This window comes from Aquabacterium sp. (assembly GCF_029946005.1).
GTDB lineage: Bacteria > Pseudomonadota > Gammaproteobacteria > Burkholderiales > Burkholderiaceae_C > Aquabacterium.
In genome coordinates this window covers 1-18,713 of sequence record NZ_JAQSDR010000001.1, presented here as the reverse complement: position 1 = coordinate 18,713, position 18,713 = coordinate 1, and the positions used below count along the sequence as shown (strand labels likewise).

Below are 18,713 nucleotides of genomic sequence, written 5' to 3'. Positions count from 1 at the left end.
TAAAACGCTTATAGGTCTCGTCACCGCTGATCGATACAGTGCGCCAAGCTGGAGGAGCGTCCACCCATGTCCGTTGCAATGTCCGAGAGCGATCCCGCTCTGATGCAAGAAGTCTTTGACGCCCAAGGCTCAACCGCCCTGCGTTGGCGCACCTCCACGGCCGCCGAGCGCATCGCCCGCCTGGCCAAGCTGCGCGAGGTGATCCTGGCCCACCGCCAGGCGCTATACCAAGCCTTTCAGCAAGATTTTCGCAAGCCAGAAACCGAGGTCGAAGGCTCCGAGATCATCCCCATCCTGGACGAAGTCCGCCACGCCATCGGGCACCTCAAGGCCTGGATGAAGCCCACGCGGATCAGACCCACGCTGCTGACCTGGGGCAACCGCGCCTGGGTGCAGCACCAGCCGCGCGGCCGCTGCCTGATCATTGCCCCCTGGAACTACCCGCTCAACCTGTCGATCTGCCCCCTGATCTCGGCCATCGCGGCGGGCAACACGGTCATCCTCAAACCCTCCGAGATGGCGCCACAGGTTAGCGCCGTGCTGGCCCGCATCGTCGCCACGGTGTTCAAGCTGGACGAGGTGGCGGTGTTCGAGGGCAGCCTGCCCACCGCGCAGGCCTTGCTCGACAAACCGTTCGACCACATCTTCTTCACCGGCTCACCCGCTGTTGGCAAGCTGGTGATGGCTGCGGCGGCCAAGCACCTGAGCAGCATCACCCTGGAGCTGGGCGGCAAGTCGCCCACCATCGTGGACGAGACCGCCAACGTGGACCAAGCCGCCGAAACCATCCTGTGGGGCAAGCTGATCAACGCTGGCCAAACCTGCCTGGCGCCCGACCACCTGTACGTGCACGAGTTCGTCAAGGCCCGCTTCCTGGCCGCCTGCCAGAAAGTGCTGCAGGCCCGCTATGGCAGCAGCGCGCTGGCGCAGAAGAACAGCCCCGACCTGGCCCGCATCGTCAACCCACGGCACACCGAGCGCCTGCAAGCCATGCTGGACGACGCCGTGCAGCGGGGCGCCACCGTGTTGGCGGGCGGCGAGGTCGATGTGCCTCAATGCTATGTCTCCCCCACCCTGATCGAGGGCGTGCCCCCGGATGCCGCGCTGTTGCAGGAAGAGATCTTCGGCCCCATCTTCCCGGTGATCGGCTACACCGATCTGGACCAGGTGATTGAGCAGATCAACCGCCAACCCAAGCCCCTGGCGCTGTACCTGTGGACGCAGGACCAGGCCCGGGTGCACCACGTGCTGGCGCACACCAGTTCAGGCGGTGCCTGCGTCAACCATTGCATCGTCCACGTGGCCCACACCGGCCTGCCGTTTGGCGGGGTCAACAACTCGGGCGTGGGCAGCTGCCATGGCCACCATGGCTTCAAGGCGTTCTCGCACGAACGCTCGGTGCTGCAAGGCGGCTGGCTGAACTCGATCAGGTTTTTCTTCCCGCCTTACACGGCCGCGCGTCATCGCCTGATCCGCTTCATCTCGGACCGCCTGGCTTGACACCGTGGATAGAATCTCCGGCACCAACAACATCTCAGGGAATGACCATGCTTCATCCAAACGCGCGCCGCTTGGTCATCGTCGGCGCCATCCTCCTCGCGGGCCTGTCATCAGCCCACGCCGAAGCCACTCCAGACACCAACTCGCTGTCAGGCATCGAGTGCAGCAACGGCGGCCTGCTGACTTTCACAGGTGGCCCGCAAACCTCTCTGAAGTGCAGCACCATCCTGGTGATGAACAGCGGCTCACTCCAAGCCAGCGAGTCCCTCCTGATCCAGGCCGATGAAGCCATCCAGATCCTGGGCGATTTCGCTCTGTTGGCACCTCACGTCTCGCTGACCAGCAAGAGCGTGTGGATCACCGGCAAACTGACGGGTCTGGACACCCTCTACATCAGCACCCCCGAGGGTGGCTTGGGGCCCTTTCCCGGCGGGGGCATCATCGACCCAGGCGTCATCACCATCCGCGATCCGGCGACCGGCACCGTGCCGGAACCCTCGGCGGCCTTGTTGGTGTTGCTGGGCCTGCTCTCAGTGCTTGGCTGGAAGGCTCACCAGCGCACCTTGCCCGTCAGCGCCTGGTACAGCATCACCCAGTCGCCCATGAAACTGTAGATGGGGTGGCTGAAGGTGGCCGGCTTGTTCTTCTCGAACACGAAATGGCCGATCCACGCAAAGGCGTAGCCGACGACGGGCACTGCCAGCAGGTAGACCCACTGCCGAGAGGCCACCACCGCCGCCAATGCGGCCAGTACCAGCAGCGAGCCCACCAGGTGCAGGCGGCGGCAGGTCAGGTCGGCGTGCTGCGACAGGTAAAAGGGATAAAACTCCGTGAACGAGTTGAAGCGGCTCATGTCTGTCTCCTTCTTCTTAGCATGGATCACCGTGGCAGACGTTCCAGCACCGCCTTGACCACGGCCAGAGAATAACGGCTGGCCACCTCCAGCACAAAGCGCTGAAAGTCCACGTGCGCCGCGTCATCTGCGCGGTCCGAGATCGTGCGGATGACGGCAAAGGGCACGTCAAAATCGTGGCACACCTGGGCCAATGCCGCGCCCTCCATCTCCACCGCCAGGGCCTCGGGCAAGGCCAGGCGCAAGGCCTCGCTCTCGCTGGTCGTGTCGACAAAGAGATCACCGCTGATCACCAAGCCCTGGTGCACACGAGGCCCGGAGTGAACCAAGCCATGCAGGTGGGCTTCTTCCAGGACTTCGCCAGCTGCCAGCGCCACCAAGGCCACCAGGTCTGCGTCGGCCCGCAGACGGTCCACGCCCAGCCCCGGCAATTCAAAGCGTGGGAACAGGGGCGAGGCGTCCATGTCGTGCTGCAGCAAGGCATCGGCCACCACCACATCACCCACCCTCACGCCCTCGCCCAATCCCCCGGCCACGCCAGTGAACAACACGCGCTCCACGCTGAACTCGGTGAGCAGCAAAGTGGTCGTGATGGCGGCCGCCACCTTGCCAATGCGCGACAGCACGGCCACCACTTCGTGCCCACACCATGAACTCAGCCAGAACGTGCGCCCGGCGCGTTGCACCTGCTGGCCCGGCGGCATGGCCTGCAACAAGGCACTCAACTCTTCGGGCATGGCCGCCACGATGGCCACCCGCCGCACTGCTTGATTCATGCCCGCCCCCGAAAGGGGCCCCAACGCCAGCCCGCAAGCCAGGAAGTAAAGATGCTCATGGTGACTCCTTAAACGCCCAGCGCTTGGCGCAGAGCAAACCCCGACCGAAAACCGGCGGACGGTTGCCATCGGCCGATGACAATCGCATTGTCGACCTGAGCACCACCTTGAACGCGCTGCCGTTGCACAGGTGACAATGCATGCGCCATGAAAAAAGGGCCACCTTGGAGAAGGTGGCCCTCAAAGCCTGTGGCATCCGGCGGCCATGTTCAAAACAGAACATTGGCCATGCCGACCAACCCCGAGGGGCCGGTGTATTGTGATGAATTCCCTGAGCGGGCGCCTATAACGGTCATATTTAATCGCTTCAATGATTATATCGCCTTACACCCATTCATAAAGTGCAAAAATGATCTCAATGGATCAGAAGTGCGCATAAACCATCCAATGGCTGCCGTGGAACAACATGACACCCCCTTGCCGAGCGAGGAGTCGCGCGACCCATCGTCCGCCCTCGCCGCCGAAGGCCTGAGCGACCTGATGGAGCGCCATGGTGTGCCCGCGCGGCAACAGGCGGCCACCGTGGCGCAGATCACCGCCATCTCCATCAGCCAGGCTCGGCGCAAATTGCGGGGCGCGGTGTGGCTGTTTGGCGAAGTGCTGGCCGTCGCACAACACTTCGGCGAATCGCTGGACCAGGTCTTTGCGAGCGCGGTGCCCCGGTCAACACCAGCCTCGCCAGCCTTGACCACACCCGCCCCCACGACCACCCAGGCTGCTCACTTCCTGGTTGAAGGCCAGCCCCTCCCCTGTGAGGTTCGCCTGGGCGCTCAAATCACCGTCGGCGCACCGACCGGCGTGATCCTGGCCGCTGCCCACGATGCCCAGGATTGGTGGGTGGCCAGCCCGGCCACACTGAAGGCGCGGGGGCTTCAAGGTCCGCACTACCTGGTCGCCCACGTCGCCATGACCCCGGACAGCCAGGCCAGGCCGACCCGGATCGCCGTCGTCGATGACGACCTGGCCTCGGCCGAAGCCTTGGGCGACTGGTTCAACGAAACCGGCTACCGCGCCGACGCCTTCACCAGCGCCGCCCAGCTTCTCAGCACCCCCCTGGCCGATTACGACGCCTTCGTGGTCGACCTGATCCTGGGCGTGGGACAAACCTCGCACGCGCTGGTCGAGCAAATCCGCGCCGCACGGCCTCAAGCCCCCATCGTGTTGCTGACCGGGCAATTGCGCGGCGGTGCCGCCACCGAGGCCGATCTGACCACGCTGCTGCGCACCCAAGGCGTGGCCTTCTTTGAAAAGCCCGTGCGCCCGGCCGTGCTCACGGCCACCATCCAAAGCAAACTGGACCGCTTGGCCAACAGCACACCCGCATGACTTCCACGCAGCCTCGGCCTGTTGATGCCCGACATGCCCGCTTGATGACCGGGGTCGCCCTGCTGGCCGCCATCGGCACCCTGGTCATCTGGCTCACCGACCGCCAGCAAGGCCTCGCCACCGCGTGGGACCAATGGACCATCCCCCTGCTGTCGGCCCTGTACTTCGGCATCGGCGTGCTGCACGTCGTCAAGCCGCGCTGCATGCCTTGGGCGCTGCCGCCCACGCTGATCGCCACCAGCGTCTACCTGCTGGTGGCCATTCACTTGGCCATGGAGGGGCCATCACTGCCCAAGCTGTACGCCCTGACCTCGCTGGCGCAGATGATCCCGGTGTTCTACGTCATCGCTTTCGTGGCGTGGCCACGCGGCGGGGCCTGGATCAGCGGGCTCACCTACGCGGGCTTGCTGGCACAGTATCTGTTCAGCCTGCAAGCGCCCATGCCCACCGGTGGTTGGGGCGACATTCAACCACTCACCCAGAAGGCGCTGCTGGCCTCGGTGCTCATCCACCCGGCCTGCATCCTGGCGCTCAGCTTCATCGTGCACCTGCGCGGCCAGCTCAGCACCTCGCAGCAAGAAGCCTTCAAAGGCAAAGAGCGTTTCCTGGCGATGCTCTCGCACGAGATCCGCACCCCGCTGCAGGCCATGCTGGGCACCATCGACCTGCTGGCCCTCAAACTGAACGGCAGCGCCGAGACCCGCGCGCTCGACCGCCTGCGCAACAGCGCCACCCAGCTGGACACCCACCTGCGCGACGTCACCGAGTTCACCCGCCTGGAAGACCCCGCCTTGCGCATCCAGGCCGACACCTTTGACCTGACCCAGTTGCTCAACGATCTGCGTGACGACTGGATCGAGCGGGCCCAGGCCAAAGGTTTGACGCTGAGCATCGACATTGCCCCCGGCGATCAAGCCGCCCTGCAAGCCGTCACCAGCGATGCCACGAGGGTGAGGCAGATCGTGTGCAACCTGATCAGCAACGCCTTGAAATACACGCTGGTGGGCGGCGTGACCGTGCACGCCAGCCTGTCACGCCAGCCACTGGCGCGCGGCATGACGATCGTGGTGGAAGACTCCGGCGTCGGCATCGCCGCGCAGTACCTGGAAACCATCTTCCAGCCCTATGTGCGGCTGGAAGACGCGCGCGCCCTGCGTGTCGATGGAACGGGGCTGGGCCTGGCCGTGGTCCAGCGCCTGGTAGACCACCTGGGTGGCCAACTGCACGTTGACAGCCACCCAGACCGCGGCAGCCGCTTCACCGTGGAGCTGCCCATGGCGGACAATGGCTGATCACGCATCACCACTGGTCACCGCCCATGAGCACGTCCCCCACACTCGCCCAAACCCTCGAACTCGGCACCCCCTTGTCCCCGGCGGCCACGCGCGTCATGTTGCTGGGCTCGGGCGAGCTGGGCAAAGAGGTGCTGATCGCCCTGCAGCGCCTGGGCGTTGAAACCATCGCGGTCGATCGCTACGACAACGCCCCCGGCCAGCAAGTGGCCCACCACAGCCGCACGATCACCATGAGCGACGCCGCCCAGTTGCGCGCTCTGATCCTGGCCGAGCGCCCCCACCTGGTCGTGCCCGAGATCGAGGCCATCGCCACCTCGGTGCTGGAAGAACTGGAAGCACAAGGCGTGGTGCGCGTCATCCCCACGGCCCGCGCGGCGCGCCTGACCATGGACCGCGAAGGCATCCGCCGACTGGCCGCCGAAACGCTGTCGCTGCCCACCAGCCCCTATGTTTTCGCCGACTCCTTGCAAGAGCTGCAAGCCGCCATCGATGACAAGATCGGCTACCCCTGCATCGTCAAGCCGGTGATGAGTTCATCGGGCAAAGGCCAGAGCAAGATCGATGGGCCGTCCGATGTTCAGAAAGCGTGGGAGCACGCGATGGCGGGCGGACGCGTCAGCCACGGCCGCGTCATCGTCGAAGGCTTCATCGATTTCGACTACGAGATCACCCTGCTGACCGTGCGCGCCGTGAACGCGCAAGGCCAGATCAGCACCCACTTCTGCGAGCCCATCGGCCACCTGCAGGTCAGCGGCGACTACGTGGAGAGCTGGCAGCCCCACCCCATGCACCCCGAAGCGCTGGCCCAGGCGCAAGCCATTGCCCAAGCCGTCACCGACGACCTGGGCGGCCAGGGCTTGTTTGGCGTGGAGTTGTTCGTCAAGGGCGCGCAGGTGTGGTTCAGCGAAGTCAGCCCCCGCCCGCACGACACCGGCCTGGTCACCCTGACCACGCAGGTCCAAAGCGAGTTCGAACTGCACGCCCGCGCCATCCTCGGCCTGCCGGTCAACACCGCCTTGCGCACGCCCGGCGCGTCGGCCGTCATCTATGGCGGTGTCGATGCCCAGGCCATGGTGTTCGACGGCGTGGCCGACGCCCTGCGCGTGCCCAACACCGACCTGCGCCTGTTCGGCAAACCCGAGAGCTTTGTCAAACGCCGCATGGGGGTGGCCCTGGCGTTTGATGCTGATGTGGGCGTGGCCCGCGCCCGTGCCAAGGAAGCGGCGGGCAAGGTCAAACCCCGCGCGGCTTAAAGGTCGCCCTCCTCCAGGCCGCTCCACAAGGCCGCGTCGAACTGCCCGGCCTGGGTGGCCAGTGCCTTGGCGTCCAGGATTTCGATCTCGGCGTAGTGCACCGCGATGATGCCCTCGGCCGCCAGCGACTTCAGCGCCTTGTTGATGGTTTGCCGCGACACGCCCAACATGCGCGCCAGGTATTCCTGAGGCAAACGCAGGCGCTTGCGCAAGGTCGGCTGCACGGCATGCCCATAGCTGGTGGCCGCGAACACCAGGCGCCGCGCCAATTGCTGCTCAATGGGCATGGACGCGTTGTCCTCCGCCGCCATCAGCATCAGCCTCAATTTGCCGCAGGCCAGCCGAGCAATGTCGCGCCAATACTGGGGATGGGCATCCAGCCAGGGCTCCAGCACCGACTGAGGGATCATCAACACGGTGGCATCGGTGTCCGCCACAGCATCCTGGCTGCGCGGCTTGCGATCAATCAGCGCGATTTCTCCCACCCACTGGTAGGGCTCCAGGTACAGGGACAGCCGGTGCGTGCCATCGCGTGGGTTGATGGACCCGACCTTGAGCGCCCCCGCCACCACGCAGCACAGGCCCCCATGGTCTTCACCCTGTGAAAACAGCGTCTCGCCCGCCTTCAGGGACCACAAGCGACCCCGCTGCAGCAAGCCCTCCTGCATGGCCTCGGGGCAACTGGCAAACCAGATGTGCGAGCGCAAGGCCGCCATCAGACTGGGGGGGACAGGATCGGTGCGGCGGTTCATGAAGGTCAAGCGTGTCAATTCTGTGGCAGACTCAGGCGCATCCCCCGAATGGGTTAGATGGAATGCGTGCAAACTGTAACGATATTGACAGTCAGCGCGCCCGCCAGCCCCTAGGATGCACCTCAGTATCTTTCAAAAAAGCCGACCATCATGAGCAACTCTGAAGCCGTCCACCCTGGCGCCATCCTGCGCAGTCAATTCATGGTCCGCCACGGTTTGTCCGCCAGCGGATTGGCCATTCGGCTGCACGTGCCGGCCCCCCGTGTTAACGACATCGTGCGCGAGCGTCGCGGCATCAGCCCAGATTCGGCGCTGCGTCTGGCCCGATTCTTCGGCACGCCTGCTCAGTACTGGATGGACTTGCAAACGGCCTACGACCTGAAAGTGGCGACGCAGTTGGCGGGCGAACAAATCCGCCGTGAAGTGCTGCCCGTGGCCGACACCGTCGGCTCGATGGACGCCGTCGCCGCCTGAAAAAGGCCGCTGGAAGGGTTGCCGCTTTCGGTAACCCGGCCCGGTTAAGCACTCGCCTAACCCGGGCCCGCCGATTCGGTCACTGAAACGCGACCTCGGCAAAGCTGCGCAGCTTGCGGCTGTGCAACTGCCCCGCGCGGTTGCCACGCAGGCGCTCAATGGCCCGCAGGCCAATGCGCAAGTGCTGGTCCACCCGCTCGCGGTAGAACTGGTTGGCCATGCCCGGCAGCTTCAATTCACCGTGCAGCGGCTTGTCGCTCACGCACAGCAAGGTGCCGTAGGGCACGCGGAATCTGAAACCGTTGGCCGCGATCGTGGCGCTTTCCATGTCCAAGGCCACCGCGCGGCTCTGGCTGAAGCGCCGCTCTGGCCCCCGGTGAGGCAGCAACTCCCAATTGCGGTTGTCGGTCGACGCCACGGTGCCCGTGCGCATGATGCGCTTGAGCTCGTAGCCATTGAGCTGCGTCACATCGGCCACCGCGCCTTCCAGCGCCAGCTGGATTTCGGCCAGCGGCGGGATCGGCACCCACAAGGGCAGGTCTTCGTCCAGCACGTGGTCTTCACGCACATAGCCGTGGGCCAGCACATAGTCGCCCAGTTGCTGTGAATTGCGCAGCCCGGCGCAATGGCCCAGCATGATCCAGGCGTGCGGGCGCAGCACCGCGATGTGGTCGGTGATGGTTTTGGCGTTGGCCGGGCCCACGCCGATGTTGACCATGGTGATGCCACTGCGGTCGGCCCGCATCAGGTGGTAGGCAGGCATTTGGGGCAGGCGCGGCGGCACGGCACCCTTCAGGTCACCGGCCTCGGCGGGCACCCCCACGCGACGCGTGACCACATTGCCTGGCTCGACAAAGGCGATGCAATCATCGTCATCGCGGGGGTTGGCCGGATCTGGCGCGCGTTGCATCAGCTCGTGGCCCATGCGCACGAACTCGTCAATGTAGAACTGATAGTTGGTGAACAACACGAAGTTCTGGAAGTGCTCAGGCGAGGTGCCGGTGTAGTGGCGCAGCCGGTGCAGCGAGTAGTCCACGCGTGGTGCAGTGAACAGGGCCAGGGCGCGCGGGCCGCCATGGCTGGTCTCGTAGGTGCCGTTGGCGATGCCATCGTCCATTGAGGCCAGGTCGGGCAGGTCAAACTGGTCGCGCAGCAGCAAACGGCGATCAGCAGGCAGGCTGCCTTCGAGGTGTTCGTTCTCGGCCAGCGAGAAATGCACCGGGATGGGCTCGTTGCTCAGCCCCACCTCCAGTGACACGCCGTGGTTCGTGAGCAGCAGTTCCAGTTGCTCGCGGTAGTAATCGGCGTACAGGTCGGGGCGGGTCAGCGTGGTCTCGTAAATGCCCGGGCCAGCCACGAAACCGTAAGACAGGCGGGAGTCGGCGCGCGCCACGGTGTCGGTTTGAATGCGCACGAAAGGGTACTTGGCGCGCACATGCTCTTTGAAGGTCTCGCCGCCCACGAAACGCTGCAAGGCGTTGCGCAAGTAATTGATCTGCGAATCGTAGAGTTCGTTGATTCGGGCCAAGGCGGCCGGGGCATTGTCATAACTCTGAGTCTGGAACTTCGGGGCGTCCATACCACTCCTGGGCAGCAGTCAATACAAGCCCATTGTGCGCCAGCGGGCGCACCGCCATTGTCGTCAGGGCCCGACACCTTTTTCAGGCACGCCCACCTTGGCTTCGGTGACGAAAGCGATGCGGCTCAAGCCCGCCTGCTGCAGCAGGCCGATCAGTTCGGCCACCCGGCCATAAGACACGGCCTCGTCGGCACGCAACTGCACTTCGGTGTCCGCACTTTGCCGCGCGGCCTCTTTGGCCTGGGCGACCAAGCCCGGCGCGGTCACCACGCTGTCGTTCAAATAAGTTTGGCCGTCGGCCGACAGCGAAATCATCAGGCTGTGCGGCGTGGCGTCGGACTGCTTGGCATCGGCCTTGGGCAGGTTCAGCTTGAGGCTGGACGTCATCAAGGGCGCGGTCAGCATGAAGATCACCAGCAGCACCAGCATGACGTCGATCAGCGGCGTCATGTTGATCTCGCTCATGGGTTGGGCGCCCTGGCGTCGTTCAAGTCGGCCGAATGCCATGGCGTGCTTGCTCCCTTGGTGCTCAGGCGTCCGGGCCTGCGCCGCGGGCCGGATGGCCCAGCACGGCTTCGCGCAGGTCGTGGGCAAAACCTTCCAGGTCGGCTTCGCAGGCCGACACGATCTTGCCGAAGATGTTGTAGGCCAGCACGGCCGGGATGGCCACGGCCAAGCCAGCCGCCGTCATGATCAGTGCCTCGCCCACGGGGCCCGCCACCTTGTCGAGGCTGACCGAGCCGTCGTTGCTGATGCCCATCATGGCGTGGTAGATGCCCCAGACCGTGCCCAGCAGGCCCACGAAGGGCGAGACCGCACCGACGGAGGCGAGCAGCACCTGCCCGGCCTGCAGGCGCCCGAGCACCTCGTGCAGGCTGTCACGCAGGCGGCGGGTCAGTTGGGCCTCGGGCTGCACCTGGGCTTCCAGGCTGCCGGGTTGCGAAACCCCCTGGGCCGCCTCCACCAGGGGCAGCAGCACGGCTTCGCGGTCCACCGATTGCAGGGTATGCCGGGCCGAGGCCAGGTCGGCGGCGCGCCAGAAAGCCGGCACGCCACGCGCCAAGTCGTGGCGGGCACGGGCCAACATCCAGCCCTTCCAGAAGATAACCACCCAGGCGCCGATCGACATCAGCAGCAACAGGGCCGCCACCGCCTTGGAAATGATGTCCCCCTGTGCCCACAGATGAGACAAACCCGTCATGGCGCGAGTTCCAGAACGTCGTTCATACCGAACAGGCCATGCGGCTTGTTCGCCAAGAAGCGCACCGCGCGCAAACTGCCCTGCGCGTAGGTGGACCGGCTGGACGATTTGTGCGTGATCTCGATGCGCTCGCCAATGCCGGCGAACAGCACGGTGTGGTCGCCCACGATGTCGCCGCCGCGCACGGTGGCAAAACCAATGGTGCTGGGATCGCGCTCGCCGGTCACGCCTTCACGGCCATAGACCGCGCAGGATTTCAGGTCGCGCCCGATGGCCTCGGCCACCACTTCGCCCATCTTCAGTGCGGTGCCGCTGGGGGCATCGACTTTGTGGCGGTGGTGAGCCTCGATGATCTCAATGTCGTAGCCCTCTTTGAGGGCCTTGGCGGCCTGGGCCAACAGCTTGAGCACCACGTTGACGCCCACGCTCATGTTGGGTGCCATGACGATCGCGATGTCGCGCGCCACATCACGGATTTCATCAAGCTGAGCCGGTGTGAAACCGGTGGTGCCGATGACGGCCTTCACACCCAGTTCGCGGCAGACCTTGAGGTGCGCCAGCGTACCTTCCGGCCGGGTGAAATCGATCATGAAGCGCGCGTCTTTCAGGCCAGTGCGCAAATCAGCGGTGATGTCGATGCCGCTGCGCTGGCCGGAAAACGCCAGCGCGTCGATGCCAATGGCCGGGCTGCTGGCGATGTCCAGGGCGCCGCCCAAGGCGCAGTCTTCGGCAGCCTGCACGGCCTCGATCAACATGCGGCCCATGCGGCCAGAGGCGCCTGCGATGGCAATCTTGTGAATGGCTTGGTTGGTGCTCATGTTTTTCACGGCCGGGTGGTTAACGGCCTGATTCCAGTGGCGGGTACTCGCGCACCGCGCCTTGCGGTGCCTTGCGGACTTCGTCGGTCTTGACCGGCACCGGCAAGGCGGCCACCTCGGCCTCCGTCAGGTTGGCCGGTGGCTTTTTGAGCTTGGTGGGCTTGTCGATCGAGGCCACGAACTCGTGCTCACTGGGCAGGGTATCGGCATCGAAACGCTCCACCACATCACCTTTGAAAAACACGGTGACACGGCGCTGCTGATCGGGCACGCCTTGGCGGTGAATGGTGAAGACGTAGTCCCAGCGATCGGCGTGGAAGGGGTCGGCCAGCAAGGGCGAGCCCAGGATTTCGCGCACCTGGGTGCGGCCCAGGCCGGGCTGGATCTGCGCCATGACCTCTTGCGTGACCACATTGCCCTGCACCACATCGATGTGGTAGGGCTGGATCACGCCAAACAGGGTTTCGGGCGAGCTCAGACGCGTGCCGCAGGCTGACAGGGCCAGCAAAGTCATCGCGGCCAGGGGGGCCAGCACGGATCGGTTCAAAAGGGATCGACAAGTCACGGAAATCAACATGGCATCAACGCCCTTGGAAAGGAGCCAGACAGTGTGCATCACAAACGCTCAACCCGCCCGGTCGGCGCAGCAAGGCACCAGCAACATTGGCCCCACATTGGCCTGGTTTGGATTGAATCGATATCATTAGCGATTCTAGCGGGGGCCAAAGGCGCCTCCGCCGATTGCCGGAGCCCGCCCCATGACCACCCACGCCGAAGAACTCAAAAGCAGCGGACTCAAAGCCACGTTGCCCCGCATCAAGATTTTGGAGGTGTTCCAGCAATCGCCCCAACGCCACCTGGCTGCGGAAGACGTGTTCAAGGTGCTGCTGAACGAAGGCTCAGACATCGGCCTGGCCACGGTTTACCGCGTGCTGATGCAGTTCGAACAGGCCGGCATCCTGTCGCGCAACCATTTCGAGACCGGCAAGGCGGTGTTCGAGTTGAACGAAGGCAAGCACCATGACCACCTGGTGTGCGTGGTCTGCGGTCGTGTGGAAGAATTTTTCGACGCCGAGATTGAACTACGTCAGCAGGAAATCGCCACGGAGCGCGGCTACGTGCTGCAGGACCACGCCTTGTCGCTGTACGTGGTGTGCAACCGCGACGGCTGCTCAGGCAGCAAGCTCAACCTGCCACGCGCTGGCCACCACGCCTGATCAACCCTGGCTGCGGTCCAGTGCGCGCTGGTGGCGCTCGATGAATTCCTTGTAGGTGTCAATGCCGCGCAGTTGCAGCACGGTGTTGCGCACGGCAGCCTCGACCAGCACGGCCAGATTTCGACCGGCATCCACGGCGATCACCGCCTTGCGGATCGGAACGGCCATGATCTCCTCGAACAGGGGCTCGTAGGGCAGGCGTTCGAACTCGCGCTCCATGGTCTCTTTGCGGACCAGGTGGACGATGAGCTTGAGGCGCATCTTGCGGCGCACCGCCGTCTCGCCAAAGATGGACTTGATGTCCAGCAAACCAATGCCGCGCACTTCCAGCAGGTTTTGCAGCAACTCGGGGCAGCGCCCTTCAATGGCGGTGCGCGAGACGCGGTACAGGTCGACCGCGTCATCCGCCACCAAGCCATGGCCACGAGAGATCAATTCCAGGCCCAATTCGCTCTTGCCCAGGCCTGATTCGCCCGTCAGCAGCACGCCCAGGCCCAGGATGTCCATGAACACGCCGTGGCGCGTGAGGCGCTCGGCAAAGTGCTGCGTGAGGTAAGAGCGCAGCACGTCGATCACGTGACCGGCGGGCTCGGAGGTCACGAACAGGGGGATGCCGGCGCGGCCGCACATGGCCACCAGGCGGTCAGAGGGCGCTTGCGCGTCGGCCACTACCACCACGGGCGGCTCCAGGGTCACGATGCGCTGGATGCGGCGCTCCTGGTCTTCAGGAGTGGAGCTGTTGAAGTAGGCCGCCTCGCGCCTGCCCACGATCTGCACCCGGTAGGGGTGGATGTAGTTCAGGTAGCCCACCAGGTCGGCGGCGGACTGCGCGGCCTTGACGGCTTCTTCGTCAAAACGGCGCTCGGGGTGAGCGTGGCCTGCGATCCATTCCCAGTGCAGGGCGGTGCGGTTGGCTTCAAACAGCGCTTCGGCGCTGATCACGGCAAGGTCTTTGGCACTCATCCGGGGCTTAGGCCACCGATTTGAGCGGCTGCCAGCGCTCGATCAATTCATGCACCTTGGCAGCATCGCCTTCGGTTTTGAGCCGCTCGCGCAGTTCGCGGTCGGACAGCAACTCGGCGATCTCGGACAGGATTTCCAGATGCCGCTGCGTGGCCGCCTCGGGCACCAGCAAAAAAATCAGCAGATTGACGGACTCGTCATCAGGTGCATCGAAGGGGATGGACTGCTTGAGCCGGATGACGGCTGCCAAGGGGTTTTTCAGGCCCTTGATGCGCCCGTGAGGGATGGCCACGCCGTGCCCCAAACCGGTGGAGCCCAGGCGCTCACGCGCAAACAGGTTGTCCGTCACGGTGGCGCGAGCAATGGCGTGATGATTTTCGAACAACAGGCCGGCGTGCTCGAACACACGCTTCTTGCTGCTGGCGTCCAGATCCACGACCACTTGGCTGGCAGGAAGGATGGCTGAGAGTCGATTCATCTTGATACAAGCGGGGGCGACGGTTGGAACCTTGACCCCCACCCTCGGGACGGATGAGGGGCGGATTATAGGAACCGATGACTGCTGTTCGGGTGCCGCAACACCCACTGATTCAGGGGATTCTGCACCGATTGCTGCAGCGCAGCAAGCCGCAAACTCAACAAATTCACTCTACGGCTGCCCCATTTTGCGCATTGCATGAAAAACGGCCCCGAAGGGCCGTTAACTTGGTGCATGCCTGCACGGGCGTCCCACCATCAGGTGGCACCAAGCTGGATGCTGGAGTTGGGGGTGAAGCTCATTGAATGGCGGCGTCCCAGTTGGTGGCGCCTTCATGACGCTTGAATGAGGTGTGGTGGTGGTCTTGCACGCGGTCCTTGTGGCGGCAGACCTGACGATCAAGCTTGTCCATCAATTGATCAATGGCGGCGTAGAGGTCTTCGTGGGCGGTCTCAACAAAGATGTCCTTTCCCTTGACGTGCAAATTGACTTCGGCCTTCTGCCTTCGATCCTTTTCCTTTTGCTTTTCAACACTGAGTAGAACGGTAACGTCCACCACTTGGTCAAAATGTCGGGTTACTCGCTCTAACTTGGTGAGAACGTACTCACGCAAAGCGGCGGTAACTTCCAGGTGGTGCCCACTGATCGTCAAATTCATACTGCATCCTTTCGAGCGCAGAAGGGTTGAGGACATCCGGCTGGCTGCAGCCCCGAAGGCTTGAAAAAACGGCCAACCAGAAGTTCAGTTTGCGCCTGACACGGCCAGATGACAAGCCCATGACATCAGTGTTTACATTGAGAAACCCAGCTCTGTGAAGAAACCCCGCAAAGCAGTTGAATCGCGCTGAACAGCGCCTGATTCGCACTCAAATGACAGGGGTTTGTACCGCCTTGTGCAGGCGCAATTGGCCAACCCACCAGACCATGACCAGGGTAGAAGCCAGGGCCAGCCAGCCGGTGCGGCCGTAGCCCTGCACCAGGCCATCGGGCGTGCGCGAAATGAGCGCCCCGCCCAGCCAGGCGGCCAGGCCCATGGCACCCGATTGAAGGGCACCATTGACGCTCATGAAAGCGCCTCGCATGGCCGGTGGCGGCGCCTCCGTCAACAGGGCCATGCCGGGCACCATGCGGCCCGAGACGAAGATGAAAAACGCCGTGGTGACCAAGATCAGCACGGCCACGGGTGCCGCCGGCATGTGCGTCAGGATCAGCATGGGCACCACCGCCACCAGACTGATCAGCCGGAATACCAGCACCTTGCCGTGACGGTCTGCCAACTGGCCCCAAAGGCGGGCAGTGAACAGCGTGGCCACGCCTCCAACCAGGTAGATCAGCGGAACCTGCTCCTGGCTGAGGCCCAGGTTGGTGGTGGTGTAGATGGTGATGTAGGGAATGATGCTGAAGCTGCCCAGCACGAGCAGGGCCGACAGGCCAAATGCGCGCCAGTGGTTGACGTCGGCCAGCACGCGCCCCAGTTGGTTGAACGAGGAGCCGGCGGCCGCGCCTGCCAGGTGGCCATGCAGCGAAGGCACCACGCGCCAGGCCACCAACCACACCGGCACGCAGGCCAGGGCGATGGCCACAAAGGGTCCATGCCAACCGACTCGGCTGGCCAGCCACAGCGAGGTCGGCACGCCCGCCACCGTGGCCAGCGAAAACGAGGCCATGACCACCCCCATGGCCCGACCCCGCCGTTCGAACGCGATCGAGTCGCCCACGATGGTCTGGACCAAGGCCCCCAGCACACCGCCAAAGACGCCCGCGGCGATGCGAGCGCCCATCAAACTGCCATAGGTGGGTGCGAGTCCGCAGGCGAGGGTCGCCACGGCAAAACCGGCGTAAAGCGTCAGCAAGGCCCGCTTGCGCTCGAAGCGATCGATCACCAAAGAGGCCAGCAGGCCCGACACCCCGGCCGCCAAAGAATAGGCCGACACCAACAAGCCAAACTGCGCATCGCTCAAGGCAAACAAGCGGGTGAGCTGCGGCCCCAAGGGCATCATGACCATGAAGTCGACGATGTGGGTGAACTGGACGGCGGCCAGGCTCCACAACAGCCAGCGTTCTTTTTGAAGGGTGAGTGGTGACAAAGACGACATAGCTTGTCAGTCTGCCTGCATTTGCAAGGCCAGGCTGGGCCGAGGCTTTGCACGCGAGACAATAGGCAGATGAGTTCAACTTCCAAGCTCCCGTCCGTGCAAGCCTGGCTGCCCCTGGCCCTGCTGGCCATCGTCGGCCCCACTTTGTTGGCCGCCCACGAGTCGCCCTCCGTCACGTTTTACAACCAGGTGCTGGCCTTGTTTGGCTGGGGCCTGTGGACGGCCGCGCTGGCCGGGCCCATTCTGCGCGGGCAGGGCTTGAGGCCCACCCTTCACCAGGGACCAATGTGGGCCTTGTCCGTGATGCTGCTGCTGAACGCCGGCCTGGCCCTGGCAGCACCCTTCGTCAGCGGCTTGCCCCTGGGTTTGGCCATGATGGGCGGTGGCATGGCTTTGTCAGCGCTGCTGGTGTTCGTGGTGGCTTGGCGCGTGGGCTTGAGCGACCAGGGCCACCGCGTCTTCGATGTGTTTTGCGAAGCGCTGGCCTGGGCGGGCGTGGCGGGCATAGTGTTGGCGCTGATCCAGGTTTTCCACCCTGTCTGGGCCGACGGCACCTGGATTGCGGAGCCCACCATGCCCGGCCGCGCGGTGGGCAATCTGCGCCAGCCTAACCATTTCAGCACCCTGCTGGTGTGGTCGTGTTGCGCGGTGGCCTGGCTGGGTGCGCGGGGCCGCTGGCCGCAACCTTTGGCCATCGGGGCCATCGTGCTGATGATCGGCGGCGTGGTGTTCACCGCCTCGCGCACGGGCACGATCGCCATGTTCTTGCTGGCGGTGTGGGGTTGGCGGGACCGTGATCTGCCCTTGCGACTGCGCCAGGTGCTGATGCTGACCCCGGTCATTTATGCTGCCTGGTGGGGCGGCATGTGGCAGTGGTCGCACATGGACACGGGCGTGGCCTTCGCGGCCGAAGCGCGCCTGCACGACCACAGTGACATCTCCAGCTCGCGCTTCAAGATCTGGGCCAACGTGCTGGACCTGATCGCCGCGCACCCCTGGACGGGCGTGGGCTATGGCGAGTTCAACCTGGCCTGGACCTTGACGCCCTTCCCGACCCGCCCGGTCGCTTTCTTTGACCACACCCACAATGTGCTGCTGCAGTGGGCGGTGGAGTTTGGCCTGCCGCTGGCGGTGTTGATGACGGTCCTGAGCCTGTGGGGGCTGTGGGGCCTGCTGGGCCCGGGCCTGAAAAGCACGCCCCCCCTGCCAGGCCAAGCCTTCGCAGGCACGCCTGCTGGGGCCACCGCCGTGATCGTGACCCTGGTGGGCTTGCACAGCCTGCTGGAGTACCCGCTTTGGTACGGTTACTTCCTGCTGCCGACGGCCTTCGCCTGGGGCATGGGACTGGCCGCGCGGGCACGTCAGGCCGATCCTGGCCAGGCCACCCAGGCGGTCGACCCCAGCACCCATTCGGCCTTGATGACGGGCGCGTTGGCGATCTCCATTTTCACGGCATGGTGCACCTGGGACTTCCAGGCGGCCGCCAACATCTACTCGCCGCGCGAAGGCGCCGCGCCTTTGAGCGAGCGCATCAAGTTTGGTCAACACACGACCTGGTTCGCCTACCAGGCCGATTACGCCGACGTGACCGGCGTGGAGGAAGACGAGCCGTCCAAGCCACCACTGGCCTTCAACCGAACCTTGCACAACCTGGTGGACGCGCGGCTGATGATGTCCTATGCGCGCTCACTGGCCGAGCATGGCGAGGTCGACAAGGGGCGCTTTGTGGTGGACCGACTCAGGGAGTTCCGCAATGCCACCAGCCAGGCTTTCCTGGACGAGTGCAAGGACGAGCCTGACATGGCGCAGGCGCCGTTTCAGTGCACGCCAGCGGAGCGGGTGTATGGCTGGCGGGAGTTGTTGCCAACCAAGACCAAGCCTTAGCAGGGTTTAGCTGGTTTGTTTTGGCGGGCAGCGCGGGGCGCGGGCTGGGGTGGCCTCCGGCAGGGCTTCAGCAAGGCAGGAGACCGCCCCAGCCCTTTGTTCGCCCCGCTGGTGGCCTACCACGGCCCTTGTTCGTGCTGCGCCACCAGCGGGGCGATCAGGGATGAGTCGGAGGCGGGCGGGGCGAC

General features: G+C 64.5%; 20 protein-coding genes. 8 read left to right on the top strand and 12 right to left on the bottom strand.

The window, feature by feature from the left end:
- The first annotated feature begins 66 nt into the window (after positions 1-66).
- A complete protein-coding gene (locus tag PSV38_RS00100) occupies positions 67-1,500 on the top strand; it encodes an aldehyde dehydrogenase family protein (protein ID WP_300543422.1) in 1,434 nt (477 codons plus the stop codon).
- Positions 1,501-1,547: 47 nt separating this feature from the next.
- The gene (locus PSV38_RS00095; protein ID WP_300543420.1) at positions 1,548-2,114 is read left to right on the top strand and encodes a PEP-CTERM sorting domain-containing protein; all 567 of its coding nucleotides are present in this window, start codon (positions 1,548-1,550) and stop codon (positions 2,112-2,114) included.
- Here PSV38_RS00095 and PSV38_RS00090 read toward each other — a convergent pair.
- Positions 2,051-2,353 (bottom strand): Mpo1-like protein, encoded by a 303-nt coding sequence (locus PSV38_RS00090; protein ID WP_300543417.1) that lies wholly within the window; start codon positions 2,351-2,353, stop codon positions 2,051-2,053. The two genes, PSV38_RS00095 and PSV38_RS00090, sit on opposite strands and share 64 nt — an antisense overlap.
- Before the next feature lie 26 nt (positions 2,354-2,379).
- Positions 2,380-3,129: a 5'-methylthioadenosine/adenosylhomocysteine nucleosidase gene (locus PSV38_RS00085; RefSeq protein ID WP_300543415.1), complete on the bottom strand. Its 750-nt coding sequence runs from the start codon at positions 3,127-3,129 to the stop codon at positions 2,380-2,382.
- Between the two features lie 456 nt (positions 3,130-3,585).
- Between PSV38_RS00085 and PSV38_RS00080 the strand changes: the two genes are divergently transcribed.
- The 3 genes from PSV38_RS00080 to purT are packed head-to-tail and all read left to right on the top strand — an operon-like array spanning position 3,586 to position 7,063.
- On the top strand, positions 3,586-4,515 hold the full coding sequence (locus PSV38_RS00080) for a helix-turn-helix domain-containing protein (RefSeq protein WP_300543413.1): 930 nt from the start codon (positions 3,586-3,588) through the stop codon (positions 4,513-4,515).
- Positions 4,512-5,807, top strand: coding sequence for an ATP-binding protein (locus PSV38_RS00075; protein ID WP_300543411.1), 1,296 nt, complete (start codon positions 4,512-4,514; stop codon positions 5,805-5,807). Before PSV38_RS00080 ends, PSV38_RS00075 begins: the two co-directional genes overlap by 4 nt.
- Positions 5,808-5,833: 26 nt before the next feature.
- Positions 5,834-7,063 carry a formate-dependent phosphoribosylglycinamide formyltransferase gene (purT, locus tag PSV38_RS00070; protein ID WP_300543409.1) on the top strand — a complete coding sequence of 410 codons (1,230 nt, stop codon included), beginning with the start codon at positions 5,834-5,836 and terminating at the stop codon, positions 7,061-7,063.
- On the opposite strand, the gene PSV38_RS00065 is transcribed toward purT, so the two are convergent.
- Positions 7,060-7,815, bottom strand: coding sequence for a Crp/Fnr family transcriptional regulator (locus tag PSV38_RS00065; RefSeq protein ID WP_300543407.1), 756 nt, complete (start codon positions 7,813-7,815; stop codon positions 7,060-7,062). The two genes, purT and PSV38_RS00065, sit on opposite strands and share 4 nt — an antisense overlap.
- Positions 7,816-7,965: 150 nt before the next feature.
- Here PSV38_RS00065 and PSV38_RS00060 point away from each other — a divergent pair, with 150 nt between their 5' ends.
- Positions 7,966-8,289, top strand: coding sequence for a HigA family addiction module antitoxin (locus PSV38_RS00060; RefSeq protein ID WP_300543405.1), 324 nt, complete (start codon positions 7,966-7,968; stop codon positions 8,287-8,289).
- Between the two features lie 79 nt (positions 8,290-8,368).
- On the opposite strand, the gene PSV38_RS00055 is transcribed toward PSV38_RS00060, so the two are convergent.
- The 5 genes from PSV38_RS00055 to PSV38_RS00035 form a co-directional block, all read right to left on the bottom strand.
- Positions 8,369-9,868 carry an AMP nucleosidase gene (locus tag PSV38_RS00055; RefSeq protein ID WP_300543402.1) on the bottom strand — a complete coding sequence of 500 codons (1,500 nt, stop codon included), beginning with the start codon at positions 9,866-9,868 and terminating at the stop codon, positions 8,369-8,371.
- Positions 9,869-9,931: 63 nt separating this feature from the next.
- The gene (locus PSV38_RS00050; RefSeq protein WP_300543399.1) at positions 9,932-10,375 is read right to left on the bottom strand and encodes a biopolymer transporter ExbD; all 444 of its coding nucleotides are present in this window, start codon (positions 10,373-10,375) and stop codon (positions 9,932-9,934) included.
- Positions 10,376-10,397: 22 nt separating this feature from the next.
- Complete coding sequence (locus PSV38_RS00045; protein ID WP_300543397.1) at positions 10,398-11,069, bottom strand: MotA/TolQ/ExbB proton channel family protein; 672 nt, start codon at positions 11,067-11,069, stop codon at positions 10,398-10,400.
- Entirely contained in the window at positions 11,066-11,887 is an 822-nt protein-coding gene (gene dapB, locus PSV38_RS00040) for a 4-hydroxy-tetrahydrodipicolinate reductase (protein ID WP_300543393.1), read from the bottom strand. Before dapB ends, PSV38_RS00045 begins: the two co-directional genes overlap by 4 nt.
- A 19-nt stretch (positions 11,888-11,906) precedes the next feature.
- The gene (locus PSV38_RS00035; protein WP_300543390.1) at positions 11,907-12,464 is read right to left on the bottom strand and encodes an outer membrane protein assembly factor BamE; all 558 of its coding nucleotides are present in this window, start codon (positions 12,462-12,464) and stop codon (positions 11,907-11,909) included.
- Between the two features lie 181 nt (positions 12,465-12,645).
- Here PSV38_RS00035 and fur point away from each other — a divergent pair, with 181 nt between their 5' ends.
- Entirely contained in the window at positions 12,646-13,104 is a 459-nt protein-coding gene (fur, locus tag PSV38_RS00030; RefSeq protein WP_300543388.1) for a ferric iron uptake transcriptional regulator, read from the top strand.
- Here fur and hprK read toward each other — a convergent pair whose 3' ends face one another.
- From hprK to PSV38_RS00010, 4 genes are all read right to left on the bottom strand, one after another.
- Positions 13,105-14,067: an HPr(Ser) kinase/phosphatase gene (gene hprK / locus PSV38_RS00025; protein WP_300543386.1), complete on the bottom strand. Its 963-nt coding sequence runs from the start codon at positions 14,065-14,067 to the stop codon at positions 13,105-13,107.
- Between the two features lie 7 nt (positions 14,068-14,074).
- Positions 14,075-14,545, bottom strand: a complete 471-nt coding sequence (locus PSV38_RS00020) for a PTS sugar transporter subunit IIA (RefSeq protein ID WP_300543384.1) — start codon at positions 14,543-14,545, stop codon at positions 14,075-14,077.
- A gap of 298 nt (positions 14,546-14,843) precedes the next feature.
- A complete protein-coding gene (gene raiA, locus PSV38_RS00015) occupies positions 14,844-15,203 on the bottom strand; it encodes a ribosome-associated translation inhibitor RaiA (RefSeq protein ID WP_300543381.1) in 360 nt (119 codons plus the stop codon).
- Between the two features lie 208 nt (positions 15,204-15,411).
- Positions 15,412-16,641 carry an MFS transporter gene (locus tag PSV38_RS00010; RefSeq protein WP_300543379.1) on the bottom strand — a complete coding sequence of 410 codons (1,230 nt, stop codon included), beginning with the start codon at positions 16,639-16,641 and terminating at the stop codon, positions 15,412-15,414.
- Positions 16,642-16,710: 69 nt separating this feature from the next.
- Between PSV38_RS00010 and PSV38_RS00005 the strand changes: the two genes are divergently transcribed.
- Positions 16,711-18,525, top strand: a complete 1,815-nt coding sequence (locus PSV38_RS00005) for an O-antigen ligase family protein (RefSeq protein ID WP_300543377.1) — start codon at positions 16,711-16,713, stop codon at positions 18,523-18,525.
- Positions 18,526-18,713: the final 188 nt, after the last annotated feature.